The organism is Streptomyces olivochromogenes (genome assembly GCF_001514115.1).
Taxonomy (GTDB): Bacteria; Actinomycetota; Actinomycetes; order Streptomycetales; family Streptomycetaceae; genus Streptomyces; species Streptomyces olivochromogenes.
The window spans coordinates 20,510-31,889 of the sequence record NZ_KQ948498.1 but is presented as its reverse complement, the minus strand read 5'-3'; the positions used below and the strand labels follow the sequence as shown (position 1 = coordinate 31,889).

Sequence of the window (11,380 nt, the reverse complement as noted above, 5' to 3'; positions counted from 1 at the left end):
GCCCATTGCCTGGGTCGCACGACGATCTTCGCGAGACAGGAGTGGGCAGGCGAACTGCTCGGCCGGCAGGCCAGGCCAGGCCGGCCCTCGCCCGAGCAGTCGACGACGTGTTGCGATGAGCCGCTGCACGAGAGAGCGTCCTGACGCCCTGAACTGAACCGGAGGGCCAACCGTCCGCGACTGCCGCGCGGGCGACTGCCGAACCGGAGACCGCTGCGCCGAACGAGCCAACCTGCTTCTCCGGGGCGGTCTTCTCTTCGCCCCCCGTCGCCGCTAGTGTCCTTTTCCGCCCGATCCCCTCTTCGATCTCGATTCCTCGATCTCAACACCCAACGTTTCTGCCGGCGCTGGAGCCGATGCCGACGTGGAATTCGATTCCGCCCCGTCGACGTCATCATGGACGACTCCTGGCGGCGGGCACGGTGCCCACGACGGGTGCGGTTGTCCCGGACCGTCCCACCGCGCAGCGGAAGGTTCACCGTGACACCGCGGCACTGGTTTCGTCGTACCGCACCGGATTTCCGCCGTAGCGTACGGGGATTTCGCCATACCGTATTGGCTCGGACGGAAACCGTCTCCTACCGTTCAGCCCTGCAGACCCCCGGCGCGACGGCCTTCTTCCTGGCCGCGGCTCCTGCCCGGCTCGGGGTGGCTATGGCCGGCCTCGGCATCGTCTGGCTGGTCCATGCCGAGACCGGATCCTTCGGCGCGGCCGGCCTGGTCAGCGGTTCGTTCGCCGTGGCGGAGACCCTGGTGGGCCCGCAGACGGCCCGTCTCATGGACCGTTTCGGACAGCCGCGCGTCCTCGTCCCCCTCCTGTGCGCTCACGCCGGAGCGATCGCCGCTCTCGTCGCGCTGACCTTGACGGGGGCGCCCCCGGTCCCGCTGATGGCGGCCGGCCTCGCCGCCGGCGCGACCATCCCGCAGTTCGGTGCGCTCTCCGCGGCCCGCTGGTCGGCCTTGCTGCACGGCAGGGCCGAACTCACCCCGGCCTTCGCACTCGAGACGATCAGCAACGAAGTCGCCTTCCTCCTCGGTCCCACCCTCGCGGTGCTGACAGCGACCCAGGTGCACCCGGCCGCGGGTACGGTGCTGGCGGGGGCGCTCGTCGTCGGCGCCGGACTGGCCTTCGCGGCGCTGCGTCGTACTGCCCCGGCGCCCGCCCGGGATCGTACAACCGCCCGGGGCCCAGGACCTCTGTTGACCCGGAACTTCGCGACCCTACTGGCGGTCAACCTGGCCCTGGGCGTCTTCTTCGGCTCGATGCAGGTCTCGGTGAGCGCCTTCGCCGGCGTTCACCACGCCGCCGCGGCAGCCGGATTCCTGTACGGACTGATGAGCGCGGCAAGCCTGCTGGCCGGTCTGGCCTACGGGCGACACCGTCGGCACACCGCGCCCGCGGCCCAGTTGCCCCTGATCCTGACCTTTCTGGCCTGCGCTTCGCTGCTGCCGCTCCTGGCCAACTCCCCCTGGCAGCTCGGCCTTGCCCTCCTGCTCCCCGGTGCAGGCGTCGCTCCCTGCATCATCGCCTCCTCGACGCTTGTCGAGTCGGTCATGGACCGGTCGGTCCTGACCCAGGCCTTCACCTGGACGAACTCCGCGAGCGCGGCGGGCATCGCCATCTCTGCCGCCACGGTCGGCCGACTCGTCGACGGTCCAGGCGGCACACGAGCCGGCTTCACCGTCCCCTTCCTCGCCCTGGCCGCAACCGCAGCCCTGACCTGGGCCAACCGTCACGCCCTCACCGCGGTTACCACGGCATCCAGGCAGACGTCGTCGACCGGTAGTGACCAGTTGCGGAGGTGATGTTGGTCCCGTCGGCCTGGCGCATGAGGCCGATCGCGAGGCTGGGCACGGTGGCCATGGCCCGGGTCGCGCTGCCGGTGCGGCTCCTGGAGGCGTGCTGGGTGTAGGTCACCTCGCGTACGTGGTGCAGCGCTTCCACGAACCAGTGGCCCTGGGCGAGTTCGGCCTGCCGTTCGAGGCCGACCCCGGTCGTGCGGGTGCGGTTCAGCGGTGGCATCTCCTGCCAGGGCAGGGCAGGCGGCGCAGTTGTCGGCGCGGCTGCTTCTGGTTGCCCTTGACGACCAGCAGGTAGTGCCGCCGACGGCGATGATGCTTTTCGCGGTCTCGCGCTGGACGTGCATCGTGTCGGCGATGACGACCGCGCCGCGCAGGTCGAAGCGGGTCGACGGCTGGGTGAACGCCGGGATCTCGTTGCTTTTGGCCGCCACCTGGCGCTGGGCGATGACGGTCTGGCTGCCGTGCAGGGCGACAGCCAGCAGGTGGACCGCCGTTTTGCTGCCGGTGCGCGAGCCGCGCACCGCCTCGCCGACCACCGCCGGCCCGACCAGAACTTCCTCCTTCTCGACGGGAGCGGCGGCGTGGCAGGCCAGACAGGTGCCGACGGCGTCGCCCAGCACGGCGCCGTCGATGCGGGCCGGCCGTTGCCCGAGCGTGGAAGCGTTGGGCATGTCGCGGGCGAGGTCGAGTCAGTCCGGCGCGGACCTCCGGATCGGCGTCCGCCGTGTACCGGGCGATCTGCGCGAAGGAGCGGGCTCCGCCGAGCACCGCCGCCAGGGCACAGGGCCAGCAGATGGAGTTTCCTCAACGTGATCCGGCGTGATCCTTTCGCCGATCGCCCTGGCACAGTGCCCGCTGCGGCTGGCCCGGGGCAGAGTCCGGGGGGACAATGAGGACACGGCCTGGATGGATCTCGTCCGATACTTCTGTGATCGGAGGGAACGCGGTGGGAGACCAGGAGACTCGAGCGGCGCTGGACCGGCACTGGGCAGCGTCCGCTGCCGGGGACCAAGACGCCGAGCACGAGATCTATCACGACGACGTCATCACTGACTATCCCCAGTCGGGTGAGCGCATCCACGGCCGCCGCAATCTACAGGCGCTGCGCTCACACCACCCGGCCAAGCTCACGTTCACCGTCCGCCGGATTCTCGGTAGTGGGGATCTTTGGATCACCGAATATGTGATCGACTACGACGGGAAACCGGCATCCACTATTAGCATTATGGAATTCCACGACGGCAAGGTCGCCCACGAGACCCAGTACTTCGCGGATCCGTTCACTCCGCCCGCCTGGCGCGCCAAATGGGTGGACTCGATGCCGCAGTCGTGAGCTCGTCCTATTGCCTTTCAACCGTTGCAGGGCGTTGAGCAGGGCAGGCAGGCGGCGTAGTTGCGGACGTAGACCGTAATACGCGCCCCGGCGACACGAGTTGTTCCACACTCACGCGCTCACCGCGAAGGACGGCGAATGGGATCAGGCCGAAGCCCTGGACACTGGGGCCGACGACTACCTGGCCAAACCCTTCTCCTATGTGGTGCTCGTCGCGCGGCTGCGCGCCCTGGTGCGGCGGGCTCCCACGACCGCACCGCCCGTCCTTGCCGTGGGCGACCTCTCCGTGGATGTCGCCACCCGCGTCTGCCGCCGGGCCGGCACCCGAGTAGACCTCACGCCCCGCGAGTTCGCGGTGCTGGAACTGCTGGCTCGCCGGGCGGAACAGGCGGTCTCGAAAACGGACCTGCTGCATCACGCGTGGCCCGACGAGGCAGGGGATCCCAACCTGGTGGAGGTGCGCATCAGCGCTCTCCGCAAGAAGGTGGACGCCGCGTTCGACCGGCGGTCCCTTCAGACGGTGCGGGGCGTCGGCTACCGGCTGGTCGACGACCGTGAACGTGCCTGAGCCGCACCGCCGTTGGTGGCCACGTTCGATACGGGCCCGCTCGGCCCTGGCCGCCGCCTCGGCCGCCGCCGTCGTCCTGGTCGGCATCGGCTGGTGGGTGCGCCGCAACGTGTACCGCCAGAGCATGGACACCACCACCGTGCAGGCCCAGGAGCAACTCTCGGGTCTTGTCGGCCAGTTGGAGGAGGGGCCGCTCCTGACGACAGAAGCGCCCTGCCCTACGAGATCGTCGCCACCGGACGACGCTCGTCAGTTGCCCACAGCTTCGTCATGGACGGCTTCGACTCCGGCACCCGACACGTGCTGCCCGCCCCGCCGGCAGCCGGGCGGCCCGAGTGGAACATCCGTACCATCCACATGCCCGCGCGGCACGACACCGTCTACGGAAGTGACGACCTGGCAGGCCGGACCTTCCCCGCAATGACCGCGGACGTCAACGCCCGCGAACTCGGCCACGCCAAGGCCGCCGCTCTGGGCGTCGCCGACGACGCCAAGCTGCGGGTCTACGTCGTCCTGGCCCCGCAGGCCGCCGAGGCGGTCGTCACGACAACCGACGGCCCGCTGCCGCGCGCCGGGACCGCCGGTCTCGTCCTGATCGCCGCGGTCGCCTACACCGCCACCCGGCTCGTCCTCCGCCCGGTCGAGGCCATCCGCGCCCGTACCGCCTCGGTCACCGCGACCGACCCCCGCGAACGCGTCGACGTCCCCGACACGGGGCCGAGATCGCCGCCCTGGCCACCACCATCAACGCCACTCCTCTCCTCGCCTTCTGCTGGACCGCCCAGCACCCACCCGAGCTGGCCTCACTGCTGGTGGCCCGCGAACCGCTCGTGGTCGCACTCGCCGCCGGTCATCCCCTCGCGGCCTCGGACACGATCGACCCCGTCCAGCTGTCCCACCAACCCCTGGTCATCGTCGAGCGCGAGGTCAACCCCTGGCTGCACGATCACTTCGTCAGCCAGCTCGAGTCCCGCGGCGCCACGGCGACCATCCACCGTGAGATCTCCAGCCTCGACCGGCTCCTCCCCCTGGTGCTCACCGGCTCGGCCATCGGACTCACCATCATCAGCGCAGCGGCAGCAAGGCCCTTCGCGGGAATCGTCTACCGCCCTTTCACCGACCCAAGCCCCTACGCCGACCACCGCATCGTCTGGCGCCGCGACAACGCCAACCCCGCCGTCACCGCGTTCATCGGCATCATCCGCGAGCTGCGCGACACATCAGCCTGCCTCCCGCCCGAAGTCCCACAAGCACCCGAGACGCCACACCGCGGCATTACCACCGGCGGCACGAAGCCGGACTGACCGACATGGTCATCGGCGATCATCGTTGGCAACGGAACGCCGCGGTCTCTTCCTCGGGCACCGGCACATTCGGTGGCGGCGGGACTCACCTGTTCCCGGCATCCCCCAGGGCTGCGGAAAATGACGGGGCCGGTACGCGGGTTGCGCGTACCGGCCCCATCATGGGTGTTCATCCGCAGGGAGGCTACTCCTGGGCGGTCTTGCGGCGGCGCATCCACCACACGAGCGCCCCGCCGGCCACGGCAAGGGCAGCGGCGATACCCGAGATCAGGCCGATCGGGGAGTCGTTACCGGTGTGCGCGAGGTCACCGCCGGGCTCGCTGGGTGCGGGCGTGGCGGGTGCCGGGGTGTGCGTGCTTCCGCCGCCTCCACCACTGTGGGTCGGGGCGGGGGTCGGCTTGCCCGTGTGCGTCGGTGTCGGGGTTGGCGTGGGTGTGGGCGTGGAGGTGCCGGTGTCGTCGGCAGCGGTGTTTGCGCCGAGGAGGACCTGTCCCGTCATCTCGGTGTTGTCGGTGAGGGTCTTCACACTGGTCTGCGCCTGTCGGGGCAGGTAGCGGTGCTGAGCGGTGAAGCGCGCCTTGCTGACGTTGTGCTTGGGCTGCTTGGACATGTCGACGCCGCCCACGAGGTAGACCTGAACACTGCCGTTCGCAGGAATCTTGTACTCGAACTCACCGTGGGTGTAGATGTACCGGTACTTGTTGAACAGAGCCTCGCGGGTCCAGTTCTGATTGGGCGCGCGCAGGGGCCAGCGGGAGACGTCACCACTGTTGATGATCTTGTGGTAGTCGCTGGGCGTCTTGGCGTCCTGCTGGCGGATGTACTCGGCCGCGACGCGGGCGGTGTAGACGCGCCGCAGGTCGGCGTACTGGGGTGCGGTGTTGATGGTCTTCTCCACCACGGGGACGATCATCTGGTCGATGACGCGCTGTGCCGCCTTGGTCTCGGCCTCGTTCGGGGTGCAGATCGGCGTGCCGGGGCCGGGGGTGATCGTGGTCTGCGCGGTCGACTTCAGGCGCAGCGGGGTGTCAAGGATGTAGATGCCGCCGTCCTGCTCGCGGACCTGCGCGGTCTTCGGCTCGATCCAGTTGCGCAGGCCGGGCATGCACGGGTAGCCGTTCTGCTTGGGCAGGGCCGCCCAATAGCGTTTGCCGAGGTCGGTATCGGGGTCCATGGCCTTGTAGAAGTCGTGCTTCATCTGGAGGTCGGCTTCCAGGAGCACGCGTCCGGCGTCGGTCTTGCCGAACTTGGCGTCCATGACGCGGTCCGGCTCGTCAGGGTTGAGGTTGACCCAGAACTTGTCGGGGCTCAGGGCGAGCCAGGTGAAGAACGCGTCCGAGATGAGCTGGGCCTTGGCTTTGCCGCCCCATCCGGAGTTCTCGGTGGGGTCTTCGTTCGCGTCGAACGCGAAGTCGACGCCCTTGCCCTTGACCGGTTTGCCGATGTACTTCAGGTCCAGGGTGGAGAAGTCGACGCCGCCGGGGCCACGGGGCAGACCACCCGGGTTGGCGACGTTCCTGCGGTTAAGGTATTCCGCCATGTCCTTCGGGGTAGGCCGCGACTCGCGGATCAGGTCGGTGGCGCCGCCGCGGGTGCTGCCGGACTGGCCCGGGGGCTCCAACAGACCGCTCGTGGCACGCTGTCCGCCCTTGGGAGCGAGCTCCACACGGTCGGAGCGGTAGTTGTACTCGGTGACCCGGTCCCCGGCGATCTGGCGCATGTCTCCCAGGAACTTCTTCGCGTCGGCCTTCTGAGGCTCGGCGAAGACGAACTTGGCCCGGCTGTCCTTCCAGTTGGGGTCCTTGGCCCATGCCAGGTCCTTGGGAATTTCTCTGCGGTCCGGGCTACCGTTGGACTTGATCTCCAGGATCTGATTCGTCCGCGTGTTGTAGGCGTCGAGCTTGCGCCGGTAGGTCTTGCCGGTGTCGGGGTCCTTGAACTCGACCTCCTTCTGGCAGATCCAGTCCGGTCCGACCAGCCCGTGATCCTTGATCACCTTCCGCTCGAAGGCCTTGCCACGGGGGTCGTTCCCGGAGTTCGTGATGAACTTCGCGTCCCGGTAGTCCTCGAACTTGGGGTACTTGTCCTTCTGTTGGAGCCACCTCCACCAGACCCGGTCAGGCTGAGTCGCCGGGGCCTTGGTCAGCTTGGACAGTGCGGCTTCCTTGGTGGCGGACGGCGGCCCGAGGCCGTCCCACTCCTTGGCTGGGTTGACGTACTCGTATTCGTCCCACTGGGACTTCGCGCGGGACGCGTCGAACTCCGGCAGGTCAACGGTCGGGCTGGTGCTGCTGGGCAGGCCGTACAACTCGTCACAGCGCTTGCCCGGGTCCAGCGGCTTCGGTGCAGCGGTCGCTAAGGTGCTTCCGGCAAGCCCGGTGAGGGCCATGACCGAGGCGCACGCGAGTGCGACGGCCGACCGGCGCAGCGCACGCAACCGCCGGATGCGTATGGGTTTTGGCACGTGATGTCCCCGTGGGGGCCCAGTAGGGCATGGGGTGTTCGTGGCGCCAGGGGCCCCCGTGGTCAATGTGGCGCCGACGAACGGACCTCACGCTAGGCACACATGTGTACCGGCCGTAGCCGATACACGGTTCGACGACCGGGTCAACTCCCCTTCTCCACAGGACCGTTACATCCGGATCGTGGGCTGCGGCATACGCTCGGCGGCATGAGTCCCGTATCCCCCGGAACGCAGGTGAATCCCCGTCACAGCGGGCACGCGCATCTGGTCATCGTCCATCCCCCCTTCGCCGCCCCGCTCCAGCCGAACGAGCGGCCGTCTGCCATCGCCCACGACCCGGCGGCGGCCAGGGCTGCGGTGCTGTCCCTGTCGACCGTCTCGGTGATCCGTGGTGAGTACGCACCGTCCCGGCTGGAACATCCGGGAAGCCCGACCAGCCGCGAAGAGCTGGACGGCGTACGCGCGGCCGTATGGGGCTCCACGGTGAAGATCAGCGACCCGGCGCTTGTCGAAGACGGAGTACTGACCAGTGCTTTGGAGAACGAGTTCCAGGCACAGAGGAAGAAGCATCCGGATGCCCGGATCGTCGCTCTCTGCGAACGCGACTTCGGCGCCTCGTACACGAAGATCCTTGTGGCTGTGCCCGGTACCCCGGATCTGATGGTCGAGGGCTTCGACGACTTGGAGATCACCGGCGACCCGCGTGCCACTCTGGCCGCTGCGGGGATCGCCCTCGAGCGGTTGGGTGAGGGATACGACATCAGTGACGAAGGGTTCTTCGACTACGACGGCTTCCTTCATATGCTCACCGGCGGTGCCCTGTCCGTCTACGCGGATGAGGAGCGCTTCGAGTCGGCGTTCGTTGTCGACCGGAGCGAGGAGGGCGAGGACAGCATCTGCGAGGTCTGGTTTCCATAGCCGGCGCCCCTGACGCCAGCGCCAGCGGTCTTGCGACTGAGGGCAGAGCCCGGCCGGAGCACCGTCGTCCACGGGCTCGGCGAAGTCCGCCGACCACAGCTGCCATGGTCCACCCAAGGAGGTGGCCACCTCTGTTGCCGCGGGCGAGAAACTGGTCAACGGGGCGGGCCACACGGCGGCTTACCAACCACCGGGCCTTCTCCGGGGCCGAAGGTGTGGCGTGAGGCGACTTGGGGCCACTTGTCGCAGCTCAGCGTCGGTACTGGCGAGAGTGTCTTGCGCAACACCCATGCTGCCACCGCCAGTTCGGGTGGTACCTGGCCATCTAGGTGGTGGCTGCGAAGCTCAAGCGCAAGTTCGAGACCTGTCCGCGCCACATGTCCAGCAGAGCCGTACCAACGAGCTAGAAGGGGCGCGGCAACTGGTCCGGCAGCGCCCAGAGCGAAGATATGAGGCTCAGATGTGCGATCAAGCCTCACTCGAACGCCAGCGCGCCCAGCCGAACGAGGATTTCCCGGACGCCCTGCCCGAGGCCGGCGGCAGCGCTGGAGACAGCCCACTCGGCTACAGGGGCGAGGACGACGAAGCCCAGACCGACCGCCACCGCCAGGGCGGCGGCAATGCTGGCTTCGTCCCCGCCCGTGCCAATGACCTTGAGCTCTAGCTGGATGTCGCCGCTGACCTGGGCCTCGCCACCGGTGACGGCCTGCGGGACGAGGACGCGGCGGGTAGCCGTGTAGATGAGGGCGCCCTCCGCGGCGTCGAAGGCGATCGTCTGGAACTCCTGATCGTCCCCGATGGTGCCGCCGATGATGGGAGTCCCGTCGACGCCGACGCGGAGGCTGATCCCGGCGAACAGTCCGGCGACTGCCGCACGAGACTCGGCTTTGATCCGGGTGCACAGGTTGTCCAGCGCCACGCCGCCGATGTTGCGGGCCAGGCCTGAGGCGACGGCCCGTTCCAGGGCCTTGATGTCCGGTGCCACCTGGCAGGCGAGCGGGAAGGCATCGCCCCAGGACACCTTGAGCGGGCCGTTCACCGACAGCTCCACGCGGATTCCCGGGCCCTGGATGAAGGCGACCGGCCCCCGGACGGTGTAGGTGAGCGAGGGCAGACCACTGGCACTCTGCGGCAGTTCGAGCACCTCGAAGTCGGAGACGACCAGTAGCACCGGCACCCCGCCAGGCGGTGCGTCACCTGGATCGACCAGCTCGATCAGCCGCTGCCACGTCGCGCCGCCGATGTCCACCCGCGCGTCGGCGATCAGCCCTTGGACCTCCTGGAACCCACGGATCGAGTCGCACAGTTCCATGGAGGCCATGCCGTCCCCGATCGGCGGCAGCTCGTCCAGCGACCGTCCGTCGGCCGGGAGTCCGGCGGCGTCCAGGAGTTCGGCGACCTGCTGCTGGTCGGAGGCGAGGTTGCGGCACTGAGTTCCCTCGTTGGTCAGTCCCGCCGCGTCCGCCAGACCCCACTTCATGTGCCGCTCCTTTGCCTGGGTTTTCCCGGGTCGCTCACCCGTCATTTAGGCTTGCGGCCACGGGAGCGGCACCCGTGCGTGACAACCACACCGTGCAGGAGCTCCCACGGCCAGTTCTCCGTCTAGAGCCTGCCGATCCGCGTCGATCAGAGATTTGATCTTGTCCAACCAGCATGCCCTGCCAGAGCGTGCGAAGTTGATTTCACATGATCTCGATCACCGAGCCGATGGGCCAGTGATGTGGGGTCGGCGTTTGTGTTCCACCGTGATGAAGGCCAGCTCGGTCGGTCCGTCGTTCCGCAGATCGTGCAGGATGTACTCGCCATCGGGAAAAGTGAAGTGGCGGGTGTCGCCCGACCGGTAGGTGACCCGTCTGGTCGTACCGTCGTCGGTGTGCTGCACGCTGGACCCGTCGGTGAGGGCGGTCCAGAAGTAGTCGAGGACATGCCGGTGGGCAGGCACTCGTTCGCCGGGGGCCAGCCGAATGCTCCATACCTTCACTTCGTCGGTCTCCGACAGCAGGACGGAGCCGACCTGGTGGTTGTGGACGTTGTCGACGAACTCCTGTCGAAGCTGCGGACTCCATCCGTCGAAGTCCTCCGCGATGAGTTCACCTGCCAGCGGTGATGTGCGCGGCTGAGTCGTCTCGGTCATGTGTCCACCTGCTCGGCATTGATGGTGATGTCCCCTGGTTGGGCACGTCACGACTATACGGCGTACATGGTCGACGTACAGGTACAGGTGAGCATGTACAGAGTATGGTTGTCAATCATGAAGAAGAGTGGAAGCGACGGGCGGACGCGCGAGAGGCTCAGCCGCGAGGCCATCGCAGGCGGCGCCGTGGCGCTGGCGGACGCCGAGGGCCTGGAGGCGGTCACCATCCGCCGTCTCGCGCAGGATCACGGCGTGTCACCGATGGCGCTGTACTGGCACTTCAAGGACAAGGATCAGCTCCTGGACGGCATTGCCGACCGGCTGTTCAATGATGTCGACCTGCCGCCGGTGAGCACGGAGCCTTGGCCTCAGCAGCTGCGTGCGGTGCTGCAAGCGCTTCTGGCCGCCCTGCGACCCCACCCGGCGGTGGCCGGTCTGGTGACCTCTCGCATTCTCACCTCGGAAGCCGGCCTGAACATTGCCGAGCGCACCCTCTCCCACCTGAGGCAGGCCGGGTTCTCGCCGGAGCAGGCTGCCGAGATCGGCAGCTACCTCCTCGGAGCGGTCGTCACCCTCGTCACATGCGAGCCCGGCCAGCGGCACGGCGAAGACGACGAGGCCCACGAGGACGCCATCCGCGTCAAGGCGGCCTCACTCGGCGCACTGTCCCCGCGTCGCTATCCCAACATCATCGCCTCATCAGGCGCCCTGGCGGCCTGTGCGAGCCCGGACGCCTACTACAGCCTGGGCCTGGACATGCTGATCACCGGCGTCAGCGGAATCGCCACCGAGGCCGAAGCGGCTTCCTGAAGGGCGGAGCGAACAACGCGCCACGCAGCACGCTGCCGGACTGTGC

At 68.2% G+C, this 11,380-nt stretch carries 10 protein-coding genes and 1 pseudogene; 7 read left to right on the top strand and 4 right to left on the bottom strand.

The features are described 5' to 3' along the window. Positions 1–555: 555 nt before the first annotated feature. Positions 556–1,806 (top strand): MFS transporter, encoded by a 1,251-nt coding sequence (locus AQJ27_RS50245; protein WP_067385618.1) that lies wholly within the window; start codon positions 556–558, stop codon positions 1,804–1,806. On the opposite strand, the gene AQJ27_RS50240 is transcribed toward AQJ27_RS50245, so the two are convergent. Beyond that, a complete protein-coding gene (locus AQJ27_RS50240; protein WP_067385615.1) occupies positions 1,751–2,023 on the bottom strand; it encodes a hypothetical protein in 273 nt (90 codons plus the stop codon). The genes AQJ27_RS50245 and AQJ27_RS50240 overlap by 56 nt on opposite strands. A 29-nt stretch (positions 2,024–2,052) precedes the next feature. Between AQJ27_RS50240 and AQJ27_RS50235 the strand changes: the two genes are divergently transcribed. From AQJ27_RS50235 to AQJ27_RS50220, 4 genes and pseudogenes are all read left to right on the top strand, one after another. Continuing rightward, positions 2,053–2,616 carry a hypothetical protein gene (locus AQJ27_RS50235; RefSeq protein WP_067385613.1) on the top strand — a complete coding sequence of 188 codons (564 nt, stop codon included), beginning with the start codon at positions 2,053–2,055 and terminating at the stop codon, positions 2,614–2,616. Positions 2,617–2,749: 133 nt separating this feature from the next. Beyond that, positions 2,750–3,136 carry a nuclear transport factor 2 family protein gene (locus AQJ27_RS50230; protein ID WP_067385623.1) on the top strand — a complete coding sequence of 129 codons (387 nt, stop codon included), beginning with the start codon at positions 2,750–2,752 and terminating at the stop codon, positions 3,134–3,136. A gap of 118 nt (positions 3,137–3,254) precedes the next feature. Beyond that, a pseudogene (locus AQJ27_RS50225) lies at positions 3,255–3,704 on the top strand (response regulator transcription factor); the annotation flags it as partial. Between the two features lie 722 nt (positions 3,705–4,426). Then, positions 4,427–5,008 carry a LysR substrate-binding domain-containing protein gene (locus tag AQJ27_RS50220; protein WP_079065931.1) on the top strand — a complete coding sequence of 194 codons (582 nt, stop codon included), beginning with the start codon at positions 4,427–4,429 and terminating at the stop codon, positions 5,006–5,008. A gap of 184 nt (positions 5,009–5,192) precedes the next feature. On the opposite strand, the gene AQJ27_RS50215 is transcribed toward AQJ27_RS50220, so the two are convergent. Next, a complete protein-coding gene (locus AQJ27_RS50215) occupies positions 5,193–7,472 on the bottom strand; it encodes a hypothetical protein (protein ID WP_067385608.1) in 2,280 nt (759 codons plus the stop codon). Positions 7,473–7,679: 207 nt separating this feature from the next. On the opposite strand from AQJ27_RS50215, the gene AQJ27_RS50210 reads away from it, so the two are divergent. Continuing rightward, the gene (locus tag AQJ27_RS50210; protein WP_159064661.1) at positions 7,680–8,390 is read left to right on the top strand and encodes a DUF6333 family protein; all 711 of its coding nucleotides are present in this window, start codon (positions 7,680–7,682) and stop codon (positions 8,388–8,390) included. A 475-nt stretch (positions 8,391–8,865) separates the two neighbouring features. Here AQJ27_RS50210 and AQJ27_RS50205 read toward each other — a convergent pair whose 3' ends face one another. Together AQJ27_RS50205 and AQJ27_RS50200 are read right to left on the bottom strand one after the other, a co-directional pair. Continuing rightward, positions 8,866–9,870 (bottom strand): hypothetical protein, encoded by a 1,005-nt coding sequence (locus AQJ27_RS50205; RefSeq protein WP_067385605.1) that lies wholly within the window; start codon positions 9,868–9,870, stop codon positions 8,866–8,868. Between the two features lie 216 nt (positions 9,871–10,086). Next, the gene (locus tag AQJ27_RS50200; protein WP_096240607.1) at positions 10,087–10,524 is read right to left on the bottom strand and encodes a cupin domain-containing protein; all 438 of its coding nucleotides are present in this window, start codon (positions 10,522–10,524) and stop codon (positions 10,087–10,089) included. A 66-nt stretch (positions 10,525–10,590) separates the two neighbouring features. Here AQJ27_RS50200 and AQJ27_RS50195 point away from each other — a divergent pair, with 66 nt between their 5' ends. Then, positions 10,591–11,334: a TetR/AcrR family transcriptional regulator gene (locus AQJ27_RS50195; RefSeq protein ID WP_201264526.1), complete on the top strand. Its 744-nt coding sequence runs from the start codon at positions 10,591–10,593 to the stop codon at positions 11,332–11,334. The last annotated feature ends 46 nt before the right edge of the window (positions 11,335–11,380 follow it).